This window comes from Mycoplasmopsis gallinarum DSM 19816 (assembly GCF_000621085.1).
GTDB lineage: Bacteria > Bacillota_I > Bacilli_A > Mycoplasmatales > Metamycoplasmataceae > Mycoplasmopsis > Mycoplasmopsis gallinarum.
Genome location: NZ_KK211211.1, coordinates 90,386 through 111,664 on the forward strand (window position 1 = coordinate 90,386; position 21,279 = coordinate 111,664).

The 21,279-nt window shown below is 27.8% G+C and carries 14 protein-coding genes and 1 rRNA gene; 2 read left to right on the forward strand and 13 right to left on the reverse strand.

The window, feature by feature from the left end; all coding sequences use genetic code 4:
* Nucleotides 1-94 precede the first annotated feature (94 nt).
* Both Q346_RS0103335 and rrf read right to left on the reverse strand, forming a co-directional pair.
* Complete coding sequence (locus Q346_RS0103335; protein WP_027333057.1) at nucleotides 95-1,135, reverse strand: zinc-dependent alcohol dehydrogenase; 1,041 nt, start codon at nucleotides 1,133-1,135, stop codon at nucleotides 95-97.
* Nucleotides 1,136-1,326: 191 nt separating this feature from the next.
* Nucleotides 1,327-1,432: ribosomal RNA gene (gene rrf / locus Q346_RS0103340) — 5S ribosomal RNA — on the reverse strand.
* 89 nt (nucleotides 1,433-1,521) lie between these two features.
* Between rrf and Q346_RS0103345 the strand changes: the two genes are divergently transcribed.
* Entirely contained in the window at nucleotides 1,522-4,419 is a 2,898-nt protein-coding gene (locus Q346_RS0103345) for a DUF885 family protein (protein WP_027333058.1), read from the forward strand.
* A gap of 61 nt (nucleotides 4,420-4,480) precedes the next feature.
* Here the strand turns inward: Q346_RS0103345 and Q346_RS0103350 are convergent, their stop codons facing one another.
* The 6 genes from Q346_RS0103350 to def form a co-directional block, all read right to left on the reverse strand.
* Nucleotides 4,481-5,164 carry a ribonuclease HIII gene (locus Q346_RS0103350; RefSeq protein WP_027333059.1) on the reverse strand — a complete coding sequence of 228 codons (684 nt, stop codon included), beginning with the start codon at nucleotides 5,162-5,164 and terminating at the stop codon, nucleotides 4,481-4,483.
* A complete protein-coding gene (locus tag Q346_RS0103355) occupies nucleotides 5,164-6,108 on the reverse strand; it encodes a Cof-type HAD-IIB family hydrolase (RefSeq protein ID WP_036438101.1) in 945 nt (314 codons plus the stop codon). Before Q346_RS0103355 ends, Q346_RS0103350 begins: the two co-directional genes overlap by 1 nt.
* A gap of 191 nt (nucleotides 6,109-6,299) precedes the next feature.
* Nucleotides 6,300-8,867 (reverse strand): DNA topoisomerase IV subunit A, encoded by a 2,568-nt coding sequence (gene parC / locus Q346_RS0103365; protein ID WP_027333061.1) that lies wholly within the window; start codon nucleotides 8,865-8,867, stop codon nucleotides 6,300-6,302.
* A 12-nt stretch (nucleotides 8,868-8,879) separates the two neighbouring features.
* Nucleotides 8,880-10,784, reverse strand: coding sequence for a DNA topoisomerase IV subunit B (gene parE, locus Q346_RS0103370; RefSeq protein ID WP_027333062.1), 1,905 nt, complete (start codon nucleotides 10,782-10,784; stop codon nucleotides 8,880-8,882).
* 109 nt (nucleotides 10,785-10,893) lie between these two features.
* Nucleotides 10,894-12,111, reverse strand: coding sequence for a hypothetical protein (locus tag Q346_RS0103375; RefSeq protein ID WP_027333063.1), 1,218 nt, complete (start codon nucleotides 12,109-12,111; stop codon nucleotides 10,894-10,896).
* A gap of 11 nt (nucleotides 12,112-12,122) precedes the next feature.
* Nucleotides 12,123-12,674 carry a peptide deformylase gene (def, locus tag Q346_RS0103380; RefSeq protein WP_027333064.1) on the reverse strand — a complete coding sequence of 184 codons (552 nt, stop codon included), beginning with the start codon at nucleotides 12,672-12,674 and terminating at the stop codon, nucleotides 12,123-12,125.
* Nucleotides 12,675-12,721: 47 nt separating this feature from the next.
* Here def and rsmD point away from each other — a divergent pair, with 47 nt between their 5' ends.
* The gene (gene rsmD, locus Q346_RS0103385) at nucleotides 12,722-13,285 is read left to right on the forward strand and encodes a 16S rRNA (guanine(966)-N(2))-methyltransferase RsmD (protein ID WP_318023975.1); all 564 of its coding nucleotides are present in this window, start codon (nucleotides 12,722-12,724) and stop codon (nucleotides 13,283-13,285) included.
* Nucleotides 13,286-13,313: 28 nt separating this feature from the next.
* On the opposite strand, the gene Q346_RS0103390 is transcribed toward rsmD, so the two are convergent.
* Genes Q346_RS0103390 through Q346_RS0103410 form a run of 5 tightly spaced genes read right to left on the reverse strand, consistent with a single transcriptional unit; the run spans nucleotide 13,314 to nucleotide 21,278 of the window.
* Nucleotides 13,314-14,630 carry an ABC transporter ATP-binding protein gene (locus tag Q346_RS0103390; RefSeq protein WP_027333066.1) on the reverse strand — a complete coding sequence of 439 codons (1,317 nt, stop codon included), beginning with the start codon at nucleotides 14,628-14,630 and terminating at the stop codon, nucleotides 13,314-13,316.
* Nucleotides 14,623-16,371 (reverse strand): ABC transporter ATP-binding protein, encoded by a 1,749-nt coding sequence (locus Q346_RS03965; protein WP_244874349.1) that lies wholly within the window; start codon nucleotides 16,369-16,371, stop codon nucleotides 14,623-14,625. Before Q346_RS03965 ends, Q346_RS0103390 begins: the two co-directional genes overlap by 8 nt.
* A gap of 9 nt (nucleotides 16,372-16,380) precedes the next feature.
* Complete coding sequence (locus tag Q346_RS0103400) at nucleotides 16,381-17,358, reverse strand: ABC transporter permease (protein WP_027333067.1); 978 nt, start codon at nucleotides 17,356-17,358, stop codon at nucleotides 16,381-16,383.
* 9 nt (nucleotides 17,359-17,367) lie between these two features.
* Nucleotides 17,368-18,456: an ABC transporter permease gene (locus tag Q346_RS0103405; RefSeq protein ID WP_027333068.1), complete on the reverse strand. Its 1,089-nt coding sequence runs from the start codon at nucleotides 18,454-18,456 to the stop codon at nucleotides 17,368-17,370.
* Nucleotides 18,457-18,458: 2 nt separating this feature from the next.
* Nucleotides 18,459-21,278 carry a periplasmic substrate-binding domain-containing protein gene (locus Q346_RS0103410; RefSeq protein WP_027333069.1) on the reverse strand — a complete coding sequence of 940 codons (2,820 nt, stop codon included), beginning with the start codon at nucleotides 21,276-21,278 and terminating at the stop codon, nucleotides 18,459-18,461.
* Nucleotide 21,279: the final 1 nt, after the last annotated feature.

The following is a 21,279-nucleotide window of genomic DNA, read 5'->3' on the forward strand; positions in this document are numbered from 1 at the left end:
TTTTTTATTTTTTTTGTTGCAATTTCAGTCATATTAAAAATTAAAATAAAAATGAATACCTAAAAAGGTATTCATTTAACTGTTAATAATTTACTTATTTTCTAAAATCAATTACAGCTCTTCCTAAAAATTCGCCTTTTTGCAATTTGTCAAAAATTTCTGCAACTTCATCTAATGAAACTACTTTTGTAACTTCAGATTTTACTTTTCCTTCGGCTGCATATTCTAAAGCTTCTTGTAAATCTAATCTTGTTCCAACGATTGAACCCACTAATTCTCTTTGGAATAAAACAGTTCAGAATACTGAAACACCAAACTCGTCTTTACCTAAATTGTCTTTTGATGGTAGTCCAACAAGTACTTGACGTCCATTACGACGTAAAATTGACATTCCTTGTTCCGCTGCTTTAGTTGCTACAGAAGTATTAATTACTGAATGTGCTCCTCCACCAGTAAATTCAATTAATTTATTTACAAAGTCAGGATCTTTTTTAGAATTATATGCTGCTACAGCACCTGATTTTAAGGCTAATTCACATTTTTCATCAGTTAAATCAATTCCAATTGGTTTATATCCCATAGCTTTTGCATATTGAATTGCTAATTGGCCTAATCCACCTACACCAATAACAGCTACATATTGATCAGGTCTTAATTTTGCTCTCTTTAATGCTTTGTAAGTTGTAACTCCAGCACAAACTACTGGTGCTCCACTGATAATATCTAATTCCTTAGGTACAATACCTACATAATCTTCATGACCAATTGCATATTCTGCAAAAGACCCATCTTTAGTATAAGCTGACATATTTTGATTTGGACATAATGTTTCTTCACCTTGTAAACAAAATTCACAGTGTCCACAAGCATCGTGTAATCAAGCTAAACAAACACGATCTCCGACTTTAAGACGAGTACATCCTTCGCCTACTTTGGCAACAATTCCAATTCCTTCATGACCTGGAATTAAAGGATATTTAGGTTCTACTAATCAATCAAAATTAGCAGCATGTAAATCTGTATGACATATTCCAGAAGTTTCCATTTTAATTAAAACTTCTTTGTATTTTGGTTGAGGTATTTCTACTTCTTCAACACTTCATTGTTTTGGTGCACGTACCACAAAAGCTTTCATTTTTTCCATTGCTTTTTTTCTCCTATACATTAATCATTTTCTATAAAAAGTATATTCTTTTTGAAAATTACTTTCTGAATCACATGATTGCTAGATAAAAAAATATGGAAATTTTCACAAAAAAACGGGTATAAATTGTAATTTTTTTTATTACATATATGGAAATTTATGAAAAAGAAAAAATTAAATAAAAAAAGCAGCTTCCTATTTTCACCTTTCGGCTATCGTCGGCACTAAGATGCTTAACTACTGAGTTCGGAATGGGATCAGGTGAACCATCTTGCTATAACCACTTGTGAATATATAATAGCATATAAAAATTTACTCCAAAGAAAAAAAATTAAAATTTTGTTAAAATTTTTTTATTAAAAATTGAGAGGAGAACAATGAAAAAGAAAATGCTTTTGTTTTTTTCAACAGTTGCAACTTCTACTGCTTTACCATTAATAGCAATTAGTTGTAAGAATGAAAAAGAAAAATCAAAAAATGTTGAAATTAACAATGATAAAAATGCAATTAATATTGAAGCAAGAAATGCACTCTACAGTCAAATTGAAAAAGAAGATGCAAAAATTACTGCTAAACAAAATGAGGTTAATGAAAAGTTTGAATTGTATAAAAATCAAGTACAAGAAGCAAAAACTAAATATTCTGCTTATGTACAAAAACACAATCAGGCTGTTCAGCTTCAAAAGCAACTTCAAGCTGAAAAAGCCAAATCAGAACCAAATCAAGAAGAAGTGACTAGATTAGAAACCGCTTACAATGAAGCTCTTCAAACACGTACTGATGCTTTAAATGAATATAAAACTCTAACTGCTAATTATCAAACATCAGCCACTGAATACACAAAATTAAAAGATGAACTAGCAACATTAATTAAAGATGGTTTGATTAATAAATCAGTAATTGCTTTTAGTAAAAATTATCAAAATAAAGATATAGAAATTACTACTAAATTCATTAGTGGTGTTTTAACAACTTTCGAAAATTATTTAAGTAAAAATAATTTATCAGGTCAAAGTGCTTTAACTAATGAAATGAAAGAAATTTATTTATCAACTTTAACTACTTGAAGTAATTGATTAACCAAAGTTGATTCAAGTAATTTAAACGTTGATTCAAATGCTATTTTGAAAACGGCTTTATTCGATATGGATTTAATCATTGGTAACTTAAAATCTGATTATTTAAGTTTAAATCCAAAATTATGAACTTCTGCATCATATATGTTTCCAATTACATCATATGATAATTCACTTTACAGATTATCTTTAAGTAAGGCTAAAAACTTTGCAGAAACAGCTAAAATAATGAAAGAAAATTTAGCTGAGTCAATCAAATTAAATTTAGTATCTTCAAAAGTAGTTATTAAATTAAATATGAATGGTGTGATTAAGAATTTATTTATGGCTGAAGTAACTAAATTTATTAAATCAGGTGCTCAAACCATTTCTGTTGCAGATTTATTAACTTATAAATCAGCTGAAGATACTTCAACTACAGATGAAAAATTAAAAGAAGCAAAACAAGCAATTTACGATTTTTATAAATTTTATGCAACTGAATATTATCAAGCTGCAAATCACGGTTTAGGTGAAAACGCTGATAGTTTAATTTTAAGTTTAACAAACACTACTAACGAAGTTGAAAACACTTTAGAAGCTTTTGATAATAATCAAGCAGTCAAAATTTATGGGCTTGGTTTAAGCCAAAGTGATTTAGAAGCTAAAGCAGTTGGTTGAAATGGAGCAAATGGAATTGAAAATCATATGTCAGGTAAACAAGCTTATGATTGAATGCTCAATTTAGCTTCAACCAAAAATGGAGTAACAAGCGAAGAAGTTTTTGATTATGGAATGTCTTTAATTAAAGAAAATCAATCTTTATCAAAACAAGTAGCTAATTTAATTGCTGATGTAATTGTTGGTAAGGGCAATGAGTGACAAGAAAGCTTTAATTATGATGCTGATTCAAATGGACCAGCCACACCTGAACAATTAACTTTAGTAATTCGTGATGCTAAAGGTAATTTAAATTGAGAAAACTTTAACAAATGACTTAAAAGTGAAGAATTTCAATTAGGACTTGAAGGAAGCGATGTTTATACACCAGAATTCAAGGCTGCTTTAGATACTAATCCAGATTTAACTGAAATTAAAACTAAATTGGAAAATGCTGGATATGGTACTTGAACTAATGAACAAACTGCAAATAATCCATATGGTTCAATTAACAATAAAGATGCATATTATGGAGCTCTAAGTACCTATTTAGCTTTTAAACAATTTAAAGATTCAACCACTGATAAAGCTGCTAAATTCTTTAATTATGAAATCCCTGATTATTCTTTAACTCCAATTTCTTTTGCAAAAAGAGAGCTTGATGGAGCTGCTTATTATTCAAATAATCAATATTACTTTAACCCTGATCCATATTATGGAGTAGCTAAATGAAGTATTTCATCACTTTCAAACCATGAAGCTGTAATGGGACATCATTTACAAACAACTTATTATAAATACACTTCAGCGCAAGATCCAAACCTTGATGCATATGTTTCACAATCAGGAGCTTATTTAGAAGGGTGAGCTGTCTTTATGGAAATGTTTGGTAATGAAATTGGTATGTATGGTGAGCCTGATTTTAATAGTCAATCTTATTATGCATTGCCAAAAAGTTTCAAAGTTGCTAAATCAGGAATTACTTCTTTCTATAATGGCACATTTACTGAAGAAGCTTTAAGCCAAATTAAACAACTTCACAATGGTATTTATTGAAATTTAATTGCAAGTCATAATCCAAATCTTAGTGATGAAGCAAAATTAGCTAAAGCTGTTGAATTAACAAATATGTTACAGTACTTTGGTATGTTAAATGAGGCACAATTTAGAAATGTAAGATTAGTAGTAGATACAGCTTTACATGGAAAAGTTAAAGGCAATAGTGAAATTCAAGAAAATGCTTCATTACAAGATATTAGAGAATTTATGCAACGTTATACAGCTTTAAGTGTTGGGCAAATTAATACAGAAACTAAACGTTATTTACTTTATCCAGGACAAGCAACTGCTTATATTTTAGGTAAACAAGTTTTTGAAAAAATGTACAACGCAGTTTTAGCAAAAACTGGCTTAAGTCGTGAAGAGTTTTTAAATAAAACTACTGAACAAGAAGGCGAACACGGAGAAGTGAAAAAACTATTTAATTACATGCTTAAATATGGTTCAATGCCTTTAAGTGTTTTAGAAGAAACTATTAAGAAAGCCTATGATATAGAATAATTTAAATTAAAAATGAATATTCGCTTTGAATATTCATTTTTTGTTTTGATTTTCAAGAGTTTTAATTCATTTTAAAATGAATTTTGGCTACTTTTTTAGGGTTAATATTTTTATCAATAAATAGTTTTTGTGCGAATTCTTTTACCTGATTTCCTGCGCCTAAAGGAAAGTTAATTTTATATTCCTCATTCATTTGCTTCATATAATTAAGAAAGAAATTTCTTGCCAAAATTGAAGCACAAGCAACTGCCAATGAATAATTTTCAGCTTTTTTTAACAAATTAATATCAGCATTAAAATTAGGGATTTTAGTTCAATTATTATCAACCATTATTTTTTGATAATAATTTTTAATACTTTTTAAAGTAGAAAATTGATCTATTAAAACAAAATCAGATGTAGTTTCATTAGCCACTTTACTAATAGTATTTAGATGGCAAAACATTTTTAGTTCATTTGAATTATATTGCAAATTAAGTTGATTATAACCATGAGGACTGAGAAAAAACACTTGATTTATAGTATTTTTTTGAATTATAGGAGCTAATTCTTTAATTTTTTTATCACTAATTTTTTTGCTGTCTTTTATTCCTAATTCGCTTAAAAAGTGCATTTTTTCTCTAGGAATAAAAACAGCTGATGAAACAAGAGGACCAAAATAATCGCCCACACCCACTTCATCAACTCCAATAATTGATAAATTATCTAAAGAATTAAGATCAATATCCAATTCTTTTATTTGCATTATTCCTCAATATCATCCATACTTGAACGATGTTTCATCATTTTTTGTCTTGCTGCTTCACTTTTAGCAATAATTTTTTCAGGATTATCCAAAATACTATTAATAAAGTGTCCTACTGCACCTTCATCATTATTTTTAGTTAATTTAATTGTTGCATATTTTTTAACATCTTTTGAAGCATTACCAACAGCAACTGAAATTTTAGCTACCTTAAACATTGGCACATCATTAAAACCATCTCCCATTGCTATGGTGTTATCTAAATCAATTCCATAGTATCTTGATAATAATGATAATGCGCGCCCTTTATTAACTGATACATTAGTAATATCAAAAACAGGAGTTAAACCTTTTCCTTTTGATCAATATGAAAATTCTCCTAAGTCACCAAATTTACGTTTCAAATATGAACGTAATTCTTCAACATCAGTTGAATGTTTAACATCAAAAATAATTCCAGTTGGTTTTAAAGGTAATTTATTAAAATCAAGTCCAACCACAAATTTAGTGCTTTCTCTGAAACCAAAAACACTTTCTAAATCTTTATCTCTTTTTTGTAGTTGTACTCACCCTGGCCCTTCGATTGCAATATTAGTAATTTCTGATTTAACTTTTGGATCACCTAAAACATAAAGCATTTCATTCAAATCTAAATATTTAATATAAGGGGTGAAATTTTCGTCTTTTGGATTATGAATTTGAGCACCATTATAATTACTTACAACTGTGTCTAAATCAAGTCTTTCATAAATTGGTTTTGTACTTCTTCAAGGTCTACCTGTTAATAAACAAACAATATGTCCCTCTGCTTTTGCTCTTAAAATTGCATTAAAAGTAACATCATGAATTGAACCTTGTGAACTTGAAGCAAGTAAGGTTCCGTCGAGGTCAATGGCAAAAAGAAATTTTTTATCGCTCTTTTTTGTTAAATTTTGTTCTTCCATTATGCTCCCATATGTAAATTTTTATAAAACAATTATATATTAATTAAACTTTTATATCTATATTATAGGAGTAAAAGAAAATAAATCTTATTTACAATATGAAAAAACTAATTTTTCAATCAATTTTTAACTTAAAAAATGTGGAAAATAATGAAAAAATGCAATATTTCGATTCATATTGCATTTAGTCATTATTTAATTTTTAATTTATTTAAAAGTGAATCAACGTCCAAATCTAAAATATTTTTTTCTGCTTCTGCTACTAAATTGGTTTCTTTTTTAGTTTCAATTGTATATTTAGTTTCTTTTAATTCATTTTCAAAGCTAATTTTTACAACTGATTTATTTGGTTTAATTTGACTTCAAGACATTTTGGAAATAGGCAATTTCGTAAAGCTTGAACTAAGTTTAGATAAATCAATCAACAATTCATGTAAATTGTCTTCTGTGTCACGATATAAAACAAAATTATTTTCACTTAAAACTGAAATTTCTGTGATTTTATTCGCTTTTTTATCTTCTAAAAGAGGAATTTTTTTACCGAGATTTTTCTTATTAGTTTTAACTAGATTCTTAGTTTCTAATTTAGCTATATATTCGTTAGCTAATACTAATAAGTCATTTTTAAAGTCAATTAATTTAGCAAATTTTAATTCATCACCTGTCGATAAATAGCAAGATTTGGTTCCATTACTTTTAGTGCCATAAATTTGCACATCATTTTCTGTATAAAATGATACAAATCCTTTTTCTGTAACTAACAGAACATCTCCGTCCCCTTTTGTCATTTCTGCTGCTATTAATTCATCATCATTTGCTAATTTTAAAGCAGTATAAGTTTTAGAAAATCTAGTTATTTCAAAATCTTTTAAGCTTACTCTTTTCCCTTGCGCTTGTTTTGAAAATAAGGCTATATAATTATTTTTATCAAAAGTATCTATATCATAGGCATTTATAATAAATTCCCCAGTTTTTAAATCTACAAATTCACTTAAATGATTGCCCAATTCTTTTCATTTACTTTCGTTAATTTTATAAATTGGCACTATTGCATAATTACCTAAATTAGTGAAAATTAATAACTGATGAGTAGTATTAACTTTTTCAAAAAATACAATTTTATCTTCTTCTTTTAAACCATAATTTTCTCAAACATTAGTTTCATAAACTTTGGTTGAAAAAGATTTCAAATAACCATCTCTTGAAATACTTAAATATTTTTCTTCTTCTTGAATTAAATCTGTTTCTGAATAAGATAAATCAATTTTGTTTTCTACAATTTGAGTTTTTCTTGGTTTGCCATATATTTTTTTAATTTCAGTTAATAAATTAATTAAATATAAATTAAATTCATTTTCATCATTTAACAAAATTTCAATTTTTTTAATTTCTTCTTCAAGATTGTTTTTTTCTTCTAAAAAAGCAAATTTATCAGTTTTACTTAATTTATATAATCTTAATTCGGCTATAGCTGTTGCTTGATTCAAAGTGAAGTTAAAATGAGAAATTAGATTATCAATTACCCCTTGCTTTGAATTTTCACTTTCCCTAATTACTTTAATTACTGCATCGGTAATTTCAGCAACTTTTAAGAATCCAATGACAATTTCGAGTCTCAATTTAAGTTTTTCTAAATCGAAAATTAAGGTTTTTCTTTTTACATCTTTTAAATGATTAAGATATGCAGTTAAAAGATTATTAAGCGATAATGTTCTAGGGCGATTGTTTTGAATCGCAACATTGTTATAGTTATAATAAATTTGTAATTCAGTTTTTTGTAATAAATAAGAAACAATGGATTCGGCATTAGCATTTTTATCCAAAGTTATTAAGATGCTAATGCCATTTCTATCAGATTGATCTTTAATTTCTAATAATCCACCAATTGATTCACTAGCAATAATTAAATCGATATCACGCACTAATTTAGATTTAATTACTCCAAATGGAATTTCAGTTATTTCAATATATTTATTTTTTTTGTCTTCCTTAATTTCATATTTCGAAGCTAAAGTAACTCTTCCTCTACCTACTTCAAAGGCTTCAGCAATTCCGTCAGTTCCATAGATAATTCCGCCTGTAGGAAAATCTGGCCCTTTGACATATTTCATTAATTTTCTTCATTCCAAATCAGGGTTTTTAATTTTAGCAATTGCAGCATCTAAAATTTCATTTAAATTATGTGGTGGCATTTTAGTCGCAAAACCTGAAGCAATTCCATCTGCTCCATTTAATAATAGTGTTGGAATTAAAGTTGGAAAAACCGTAGGTTCTTTTTCACTATCATCAAAATTAGGTGCAAATTTAACGGTATTTTTCTTTAAGTCTCCAATTACTAAGTCGCTAATTTTAGATAACTTAGCTTCTGTATATCTCATTGCAGCGGCAGGATCATCATCGATTGAACCTACATTTCCGTGCATTTCAACTAAAGGGTAGTTCATTTTTCAATCTTGCGCCATTCTTACCATAGCTTCATAAATAGAACTATCTCCATGAGGATGGTATTTACCAATTACATCCCCTACTACTCTGGCAGATTTTTTATAATTTTTACTATTTTGTAAACCTAAATCATTCATTGAATAAAGAATTCTTCTTTGAACTGGTTTTAATCCGTCTCTAACATCAGGTAAAGCTCTTTGTTGAATAATGTATTTTGAATATCTACTAAAACGATCTGACATTACAATGTCTAGATTTTGATTAATTATTTTAGTTAAAAGGGCATCTAATTTATCTTTCTTTTCTTGTTTCATAATAGTTTCCTTTTAAAATTCAAAATCATCTTCTAGAGTAAATTGAACATGGTTATTAATTCACTCTTTTCTTGGTTCAACATTATCACCCATTAAGATAGAAACACTTTTTTCTGCAGCTAACGCATCACTAATTTTAACCCTTATCAAACTTCTAGTTTCCGGATTCATTGTAGTTTCTCATAATTGATCAGCATTCATTTCACCAAGTCCTTTATAACGCTGAATATCATAATTTTGCTTATTAGAATTCAAAAGTTCTTGTAATTCATCTTCATCTCAAGCATAAAGTACTTCTTTTTTATTTGATAATTTAAATAAAGGTGGTAAGGCAATATAAACATTTCCATTTTCAATTAATTGTTTCATATGTCTATAGAAAAAAGTTAATAAAAGAATCTGAATATGTGCTCCATCAGTATCTGCATCAGTCATGATAATTATTTTATGATACTGAATTTTATTGATATCAAAATCTTCACCAATTCCAGCCCCAATAGTGTTAATTATTGTTGCAATTTCTTCATTCTTCAAAATTTCAAATAATCTTGATTTTTCAGTGTTAATAACTTTTCCTCTTAAAGGTAAAATTGCTTGATATACTCTATTTCTACCAAGTTTAGCTGAACCTCCAGCAGAATCCCCTTCGACTAAAAATAATTCTTTTTCTTCTGGTTTCTTTGATTGTGCAGGAGTTAATTTACCACTTAAAATTTGTTTTTCTTTAAGTGCATTTTTAGTCACTCTTGATTCTTGTCTAGCTTTTCTAGCTGCCAATCTTGATTCAGCTGCTTTTTTAATTTTATTTAAAATGTTTTTTGCAACTGATTTATTTTCATTTATTCATAGTTTTAATTGTTTAGAAACTACGTCCTCGACTGCTGATTTAGCTTCTGGTGTACTTAGTTTATTTTTAGTTTGACTAATAAATTCCAAAATACCTTCTGGAACTTTGATGTTTAAAATTACAGTTAAACCTTCTCTGATATCATCGCCTTCAAAAGTATTTTTTCCCTTAAGAATCTTTTCCTCATTTGCAAATTCATTAAAAATTTTAGTGAATGCTGTTTTAAGACCGGTTTCATGAGTCCCACCATCTTTTGTTTTTACATTATTGACAAAAGACAAAATAGTTTCGTTGTAACTATCTGTATATTGAAAGCCAAATTCAACTTCAATATTACTTTTAGTTTCTTTAAAGGTTACAGGTTCGGATACAGATTTTTTAGTTTCATTAATAAATAATAAAAATTCTTTTAATCCATTTTCAAAGAAAAAAGTAGCATCTTTATTATTAATTTCATCTATTAAATTTATTTTTAAATTGTTAATTAAAAAGCAACTTTCTTTTAATCTTTCTGCAATAGTTTCAAAATTAAATTTACTGTTTTTGAAAATCGCATAATTTGGTCAAAATCTAACTGATGTACCAGTTTTTGTAGTTTTACCTAATTCTTTGGTTCTTTGCACAATGTCATCGCCATTTTCAAAAATTGTTTCATAGATTTTTTTATCTCTATAAACAGTGGCTACTAATTTAGTACTTAAAGCATTAACCACAGATGAACCTACTCCATGTAGACCCCCAGCTGATTTATAAGCACTATCATTAAATTTTCCACCTGCGTGTAATTCAGTAAAAACAATTTCAACAGCTGTTTTATTTGTGCCTGATTTTTTTCCAACCGGAATTCCTCTTCCGTTATCAATTACTTCAACAGAACTATCATTATGCAATATAACTGTGATTTCATTTGCATATCCCGCTAATGCTTCATCAATTGAATTATCAACAATTTCTCATATTAAATGATGCAAACCATTGATATCCGTGCTACCAATGTACATTCCAGGACGTTTACGAACAGCTTCTAAACCTTTTAGTTGCTGAATACTAGATTCATCATATTTACTCATGATATTATGATATAGAAATATTTTGCATTAAAGAATATTTTTTAAATTTAAGCATTGAAATAAAAAATATATGTCGATTTTAAAATGACATATATTCCTATAAATTAGTTTATTTTGCTACAAAGACTAAATCTAAAATTTTGTTGAAAGTATATTTAATTCTTTCATCATTACTTAGATTATTAATGTTATTGTTATCGTCACTTGGCATTGAAACGTTTTCTAAATCTAAGGCTTTAAAAATAGCGTTTTTAATTTGTGTGATTTCTTTTGTATTAAATGATGTGAATGCTAATTGAGGCATATTAGCGCTAGCAGGTGCATTTTCATATTGTAAATTAACTCTGCTTAAATCAATATTAGCTCTAATAAATAAATCATTAAATTTACTTATGTTATTTTTAATTTCTTCTTTAGCACTCTTGATGCCTATTTGTAACAATATTTTTAAAATCCTGAATGATTTGTTTGTTTCAACAAAATATTGCATTTTTTCATTTACAAATTCATAATTATGAATGTATTTTTCTTTTTGATCAGCAATTAAATAGTCTTTTCAAGGGCGATAATTAATGGTAAATTTCCCGTTTGAATTACTTGAAACTAATAATCTTAAATAATCTTCCATACTTTGAGTGCTATTTGCAGGTTGATAATTACCTTTTTTCTGTAATTCATCAAAAAAGAACATTACTTGTGAAGAATTAGAAACAAATAATTCATCAATTCCCTTAAAGGCTGGCATACTATCAGTCAATCCTGAAGTTTGTCCAAAAGAAATAGCATTTAAAACTTTAGAATTAGCTTTAATAAAAGGATTTGAATATGTTAGAGGTGAAGTACATTCAATTGACATTACCGTAATTGGAAAAATTCCTACTAAACCTACCAAACCACCGATAAAACGATTAAGTAATTTCTTTTTACTTTTCTTCAATGATTTTTTAATAAATCTTTTTATTACTACCATATATATAATTCAAAACGCAAACATCAATAGCAAATTAATACTGAAAATTACAACTCAAAGTGCAATTGTGACTAATTCAGACATTAATGGAGCTATTTCTATATTTAGATTTGATATATTTTTATTTTCTGCAATTCCTTGTTCAAAAACTTGAATTATTTGCTTTTTAAATGCCATCGCTATTAATACACTAGCAATAAAAGAAACAATCATATAACTATTAGTAATAATTGCTCCTTTTCATCCTTTTAAAAAGCTTCATAAGAAATTTAAACCTAAACATAAAAAAAGAACAACTATTGCAATTCAAATGTATTGACTATTTTGAATTTCAAAAAACTTTGAAAATATGTCCATATTTACCCTTTCTATCCGATATATTTTGCGTCTTTGTGTTCAGCTCAAGGATCATTTTGATTAATTCTATCTATAAATAGTTTACCTTCAAGATGATCATATTCATGTTGGAAAACAATTGCTAAATAGCCAGATAAATCATAGGTTTTTACTTTTTTATCGAAATATGAATAAGCCTCTGCTAAAACTCTATTTTGTCTATGTACAAATCCTTCTTGGTTTTTTCATGAATGAGCAACTGATAAACACCCTTCGCCATTTTCTAAGGCCACTTCAGCTGCGGAAGTTGAAATAATTTTAGGATTAATTAATACATCTCTTAAAACTTTGCCATTTTCTTCAGCATTAATATAGAACATTCTTTTAGGAATTCCATATTGAATGGCAGCCACACCAACACCTGGTTGAAAAATGGTTTGAGGGTTAAATTGACTATCGTCAATATGTCAAATCATTTTTTCAGCTAATTCAATATTTTCTTGACTTAAAGGTAATTCTACTTCTTTAGATCTTTCTCTTAAAATCTTATTTGGTAATTTAACTAAATTAACTTTATATTTCATAATATAGTAATATTATATGAAAATTAATTATATGTAAATAACTTATTATAAAAGGACTATTTATGCTAAGAATTATTTCCGGAACTCATCGTCGTTTAACTATTGAGCAACCTTCATCTAATAAAACTAGACCCACAATGGATAGGGTTAGAGAAGCAATTTTTAATACATTGCGTTTTGATTTAGAAAATAAAATTGTTTTGGATTTATTTGCAGGATCTGGAGCATTTGGTTTTGAAGCTATTAGTAATGGAGCAATGAAAGCTGTTTTAGTTGATAATGATTATGAAGCAGTTAATGTAATTAAAAAAAATCAAGAAAAGTTAAAAATTAATAACTTAGATATCTATAAAACAGATGCTTTAACATTTTTAAAAAATCGTGAAGGAACTGTTTATGACTATATTTTTTTAGATCCTCCATACAATGAATATGAATTATTAAATAGTGTTTTAAACATTTTAAAAACTAAAAAATTTTTATCAAGAAATGGTTTAATAATTTTAGAAACTAACAATCCTTCTAAAATTATTATTCCGGATGGATTAACTATTCAAAATCAAAAACAGTATGGCAAAGTCACTATTCTCTATTTAACTTTAAATAATTAAAAAAGAATATCCTAATGGATATTCATTTTTAATATTGTTTTTCCTTTTTAATCTCTTTAAAGGTTTCTAGTTCTTTATCAGTAGCTAAAACAAAGTGATTATTGCCTAAATTTTGTCATTTAGGTTGATTTTCTTCGTCATAATTATGAATATTTGGATCATAAACATAGCCTAACAATGAACCTTTTTTACTTTCAATTGAAGGAACTGCATCAAGTAAACTTTTAGTATATGGATGATAAGGATTATAAATAATTTCCTCAGTTGGTCCGATTTCTAATAAAACTCCTTTGTTAATTACTGCAATTCTATCTGAAATATATTCAACCATTCTTAAGTCATGGGCAATAAATAAAATTGTTAAGTGATATTTATCTTTTAAATCATTAAAAATATTAATAACTTGAGCTTGAATAGAAACGTCTAAAGCAGAAATAGGTTCATCGGCAATTAATAATTTAGGTTGCAATACTACTGCTCTACAAATACCTAAACGTTGTTGTTGTCCACCTGAAAACTCTAATGGATATCTATCAAGTACAGACTCATCAAGTCCCACTTGTTTTAAAATATCTATAATTAAACGCTTTTTGCACTCTTTTTCAGTTAAATTACTTTCAGTAATTCTTAATTCTTTAGCTTTATTATAGAAATCTAATAATTCATCAAAATTTTTCAAATGTTTATATTTAGTTTGAAACTCACTGAATAATTTTTCATAAACATAATCAAATGACTCTTCTAATGTGAAATTTCAATCCAATTGATTTTGATAGTTTTCAACTAAAGGTTCAGCATTAGATGCTTCGAGTCTTTTATTTAATTCAATAAAAAAGTTTTGATCTTCAGTAATTAAATAAATATATTTAGAATTTTTTAAATTAGTTAATCCTTCACCTACAACTTTTTCCACATTTTTATAAGGGTTTAATGAGTTTGTAGGATCTTGGAAAATCATTTGCACTTTATTTACCATAAAGTCTAAAATTTTCTTATGTTTGTTGCCTCATCTGGACACTTTATCAATATTTTTAGGTACAAAAGTATCTAAAATCTTAATATAACCAAATGAGTGTGGAGTTAAACCTATAATTGCTCTTCCGGTAGTAGACTTACCAGAACCTGATTCTCCAACTAAACCTAAAACTTCGCCATCATAAATATTTAAATTCATATCTTTAATAGCGGTGAACTTTTTAGTTCCTTGTCCGTATTCTATATCTAAATTTCTGATTTCAACTAAAACTTTTTTATCTTCAGCTGCTAACATTTCTTCGGTACCTGGTAAAATTGGACGACAATATTTTTTACCGAATTTACCTTTTTCACAATAGTAATTAGGCATTTGTCTCCTCCTTATTTTGGGTACTTTCAATTTCTAAATTATGTTGATTAGCTTCTTTTAAATATTTTTGATAAATTTCTTCAGAAACATATTCATTATTTTTTGAACCATAAATTTTTGATAATGAATTTTCATATTTGGCTCAAAGTCTTTGAATAATTTTTGGTGGTTTGTAAGCCGGTGCATTTTCATTCAATAGGTTAGATTTAACAAAATGCGTTGGTGAAATTTGATAGAAACTTGGTTCTTCTTCAAAATCGATACCAAGTGCATAATCATTCCGCACCGCAAAAGCATCTCCTTCAATCTTATTAAGATTTGATGGCACTGCTCCTTTAATTGTTTGTAATCTTGTATCTTTATTAAAATCAGGCATTGAAACAATTAAACCTCAAGTATATGGATGTTGTGGATTAATCAAAATTTCTTCTTTAGTTCCACTTTCAATGATTTGACCAGCATACATAATGTTAATAAAATCAGAAATTGATGACACTACGGCCAAATCATGAGTAATAAAGACAATCGCGATTTTGAAAGTTTCTTGTAATTCGCGAATAATATCTAACACTAATGCTTGAACAGTTGGATCTAATGCAGTAGTAGGCTCGTCCATTACTAAAATTTTTGGCTTAAGCGAAATAATTGAGGCAATGGCAATCCGTTGAATCATTCCACCAGAAAGTTCATGTGGATAAAGTTTCATAACTTTTTCAGGATTGTTAATTTTAGTTAATTTTAAGTATTTTAAAGCTTCTTCGTAAGCTTCTTTTTTATTTTTTACTAATTTATTAACTAACATTCCTTCCATAATTTGTTTTCCAACTTTCATAGTTGGGTCCAAAATTGACATTGGATTTTGGAAAACAGCAGAAACAATATTACCTCTTAATTTAGATTTTTCTCAATTGTAGGCATTGAAATTTTGTACTTCTAATCCGTAAAGTTTTATTTTTCCAGATTCAATAATTGCATTTGAACCTGTTAATCCATAAAGTAAAGAAGTAATAACTGATTTTCCTGAACCTGATTCACCTATAATGGCATGAACTTTACCTTCGTAAATTTTTAAAGATGAGCCCCGCAATACTAAGTTTTTTTCTTTAGGGTTAGCTGGATTTTTAAAAGTTAAATAAATATCTTCAATTTCAGCAGCTACTTTGGTTGGTTTTCCAAAAACTGTTTCAACTTTAGCATTATCAATATATTTTTGAAATTCCTCTAAAACTTCATTTTTTTCTTTAGGTAGTATTCTTACTAATTGCAAGATTTTTTTGCCTAAAGACACAAAATTTTTAAATAAAGTTTTTCAAAAGTCAATAAATTTTCTGACTAAAGTATTATTTACATCTTTTCTAACTACTAATAAATCTTCAGGTTTAGGTTTTAAGTTTCAAATAATTGGTTTTTTAAATTTTTGTGAATAACCTTCAGCATTAATAATTTCATTATCATTTAGATTTTCATCTAAATGAAATTTTTCATTTTCAACAATAAAATCATTTATTTCATTATTTAATAATTCGTCGCTAGATAAAGCTTCTTTTTGAATTGGTTTAATTTCTTCTGCAACTTTTTTATTCGCTTGTCTTAGAATAGCTTGTTCATTGATTGCTGCTAAATTTTCATTAAAACTATTTGCACTATTGTTTGTTTCTTCATTCAAATTACGCTTGCTTTTATTTTTAGCTTCCATTGCTAATTTTTCGTCTAAAGTCATTTTATTTCTTGAATTAGCCATATAAAGCTCCTATCTTTGTCTTAATAAACTATCTTGCACTGAGGCAGACATTAATTGAATTGAAGTAGTAACAAGCACAAGCATAAATGAAGGAATTAAAACATATCTTGGATATGAAACAAATAAGTTTGAACCGTCTGTAATTAAGTTTCCTAAGGTAGGGATTGATGGGATTGATAAACCAATGAAAGCCAATGAAGTTTCAGATAAGATAACCCCTGGAATTGAGAAAACAATTTGGGTTACCAAAATTGGTACTACCACTGGTAAATAATTAAATAGAACTTTAATTGTTGGAGTTCCTAAGATTTTTGAAGCATTAATTCATTCAAAGTTTTTTGCCCGCATAACTTGGGATCTCATTTGATTTGCCATTCCTGTTCATGAAGTAAATGAAAGGGCAAAAACAATAACTCCGAAAGTTGGTTTAAGCACAATTGTAATTACGATTAAAATAATAATTGAAGGTACATTTGAAATTACTTTGATAACAAAAGTCATAATTTTGTCAAATAATCTAAAGTGCCCCATAGCAATTCCGATTGAAAGTCCTACGATAACTTCAATCATTGTAACAGCAACTGATAAACCTAATGAATATCTAAGTCCTCATCATAAACGAGCTCATAAATCTCTTCCTAAGTCATCTGTTCCAAAAATATAACCATTTGTAAAGAAGGTTCAAAACTTATTTTCTTCAGTAATTACATTTGGATCTCTTGTAAAGAACGGAATAATAATTGCTAAAAGTACAATTATTAATAAAGTAACTAAACCAAAAACTCCAGCAAATGAACGACTAAAACGATAAAAGAATTCTTTCATTGAACTCTGTTTTTTATGTAAAGTTGATGATTCATAATAATCAAGTACATCACCAATAATTTTTCATTTTTGATAGTTAAAAGGTTGGATTATTCTATTTGGTGCCAATTCTTGTGAAGCAACATTATTAGTAGCTTCTTTTCTTTTATTTCAAAATGCCATTTGTTGCTCCTATCCTCTTCTTCTCACACGTGGATCAATAATTTTATAAAGTGCATCACGCAAGGTATATGAAAGAATTGTCATCAATGAGAATATAGTAATCATAAATAAAATAATTGAATAATCTTTTGAAGTAATTGCTTGTAAGAATAAACCACCTGAACCAGTGATAAAGAAGATTCTTTCTACAAACAATGAACCAATAAATGAACCAAAAATTACAACAGGGAAGAAAGTGGCAATTGGGAATAATGATGGTTTAAGCGCATGCACTCAAACAAATCTTCTTCTACTTACACCTTTTAAATAGCAGAATTTAGCATGTTGTGAATTTAATTCACGATTTAATTCCACTCTAATATATTTAATATAAACAATTGTTGAACCAAGAGAAAGAGCTAAACCAGGTAAGATATAGGTTGCAATATCTTTTTCATTGAAAAGATATGGCATATTTAATGAACGACCAATTAATAATAATCAAAGCGCAAAGATAAGAGACGGGATAGATGAGAAAATCGATACTACTAAAGTGGCAATATGATCAGGTAATTTATCTGGATTCATTCCAACATATACACCAATTGGAATTCCAATAACTAAAGTTAAACCGACTGAAAAAATTCCGATGTAAAAACTTTTTAAGAATCTAACTCAAATAAAATCGTTAATTGGAGTACCTGGAAATACTGAATAAGAAATTCCAAAATCTCCATGCAATAGGTTTTTTAAGTATAATCCATACCTTTGAATTAAAGGTAAATCTAAACCTAATTCTGCCTCTTTAGCTCTTTTAGTTGCATCATCTAAGTTTGATAAAAATGCATTTGAACCAGGAATTGAATGTACTAAAAAGAAAGTAATACTTATAACAATTCAGGCAATTACAATAAATTCTAAAAACATTTTTGTAATTGTAAATGCAGTTTTAAATCCCGGTGATTGAGGGCTCAATAGTCTTCAATATCAAGCCACTTTGCGTTTAATTTTTCCTGAAAAATCTACTGGTTGATTATGAATTTGATATTTTTTTCTTTTATTAATTGGAAGCGATTCCAGGGAATCTAAATATTCAAAATTTTGTTTCTCTTTTATCATAATTAATTAGCATCCTTTATTGTTAATGGTAAATTATCTCTTGGTGGTTTAGCAATATCATAAGCAAATTGAAGTGAATAACGGAATAAGCTATCTACTCCATTTACTCTTGAAATATCTCAATAAGTATCAACTTCCATTAATGGAACTACTGGAGCACCATCTCTAACTACTTTTTCAAAAGCAGCAATGATTGCAAATACTTTTCTTTCAGTTCAATGTTGAGCAATTTCTTCTTCAGTAAATTGATTTGAGAAGAATGCTGAATATCTTTTGGTGTAATCACTAACATTTTCATTTGGTTTGATAAATGAAAGTTCAATCATTTTATTTCACACATCTGGTTCAATTCTTAATCTTAATCTTAATTCTTCTGCTTTTTCTGCTTGATCTGTTACAACTTGATTACTTGTTTCATCATATCTATAACCAAATTCTGCAAAATAATCTTTATAAGTTCAAGAACCGGCTGGATTATTTCTAAATCCAGTACTTTTATTATTGGCTGTATCAATTTCATCTGGTTTTAAAAAGACATTAATATAACTGTAAACATCTGTTCCAAATGAATCAAAGTTTTTATAAATTAAATCGTAGTCCCCTGTTGTTCTTGCATCTTCATAAACATTTTCAGGTAAACCTTTAATTTCGATTTGGACAAAATCTCCAAAAGCTTTTTTCATTAAATCTTGTAACGCAAGCCCAGCTTTTTGTTGTTCATCTGTTGAATTTGAAATATATTTAAGTTCCACTTTATCTAAAACTTTACCATTTTTGGCCTGATAATTTGCTTTAAAAGCTTCTAAATAAGCACGTGCTATTTCAACTCTGTGAGCTTTATCGGTTCTGTCAACATTTTCAAAATTATAACTTTTAGCTAAATGATCAACATAAGTGTAATTTTGGACTGGGATTGCTTTTTGTTCATCGGTGTAATTTTCTGGTGCTTTTTCTACATACATGTAATTATGATCAAAAGCTACCTCTACTGGATCTCCAAAACTTGAAGCGGCATTACCAAAAGCTGTTCAAGTAATAACTGGATATGATGAACTTCAGCCAACAATATTTAACATTGCATTTCTATCTATAGCATAATAAATTGCATTTCTTAAATATCTATCTCTTAATAAACTATTTGGTCTAGTTTCATTATCTAAATTAAAAGCTAAAGCAATTGTTCCAAATCCAGTCGATTTATTCATAAAAGGTCTATATTTAGCCTGAGTTCAATAATTTAATTGTTGAATGGCTGGAATTTTTGTTGCTGCAATATAACCATCATCATACATAGCTGAATTAATATTTGGATCTGAACTAAAATAAATTTTGATTTTATTTGAAATAGTTTTATCGGCTGAATAATATTGATTATTTTTAGTTAAAATCATGTGTCCTTGTGGACCTAAAACTAATTCACTTAAATTGAAAGCACCATTAGTTAAAAATTTCTCTTTATTTAAGCCAAATTGAGAAATTCCGCCAATTGATTCAACAAATTTCCGATTAATTGGTACTAATGTGCTAGTCAAGTCACGATAAGCATTACTTAATGAAGCTGGTTGATATTTATCATACTCAATTCTTAGTGAATATTCATCTAAAGCTAAAGTTCTATTTTTCATATATGATTTAGCTTTAAAATTCAAAATTTCTTGATTATTTAAAACATCTTGACCTTTATAAAGTTTATTAACTGCTTCATTATAGGCATTTTCATTATCTAAAGAATATTGAATACTTGCATCTAATGATTCTCTTAATCTTCTACTTTGATTTAATAAATCAGTAAATGTTGCTCCATATTCTTGTCTTGGATCATGATAAAGATATTTTCTAATTCTTGTTGCTATTCTTTGTGGAATATTTTTTAATTCTTCTTCTGTATGTTTAGATAATGAATATTCGGGATTAGGTAACATAACCACAGTAATTTCACTATTTGGATTATAGTCTGGTGAATAAGGAATTGCACTTAAAATTTCTTCATTTGAATAGTTTCAGTATAAACGACCTGAATATAAACCTAAATCTAATGCGGTTTCTTTAATTAAGGCTACATCAGCTTCATCATTAGGATTTTGTGATGCTCAAGGTTGATAATCATCACTTAAAACATCATAAATTCATTCACCTTTATCATTTTTGATTAATTTTGGATAAGCAAATGGATTTTTATAAGCTTTGTTATATTTTTTTGCATAAATTTGTTGTGCATCAACAAATTCCACACTTGATCTAATTTTAGATTTTAATAATTGAGTCTGATTTTGAGATCCAGTGCTTAAGTCCAAAATATAATGGACTGCATCAATATAATCTTCTGCATAAACATTATCATTGTTGCTTCATTTGCTATTTCCCTCATTCAAAAGAACATTTAATGAAATAATGTTATTATTGGCGGTAAAAATACCTGAAACTGATTGGTATTCACTATTTTTTGCCAAAATATTTCCAGTGGTTGAACCAAATTGATCTAATGAATAATATCTATCAGCCGGCGCTGATGGAGCATCATGATTTGTAAGATAGTCATCCATATTATTGCTTTGTGCATCTAAACCATAAATTCCAAAAAGAATTTCTGGTAAATTCAACTCTTTTTTCAATTTTTCATTTGGTCCACCTTTTAAGGGACTTTCTACCAATGAGGGTAACACTTTACTTAATGAAGCAAACTGAATATAGTTTAATGAGTTTAATGGTTCAGTTGCCAAACCTAAGTCATAGTCAAAATTAATTTTGCCACAAGCAGCTGAAATTAAAGTTGATGCCGAGACCATTGGCAAGGCTAAAGTTAATAATCATTTTCTTTTCATC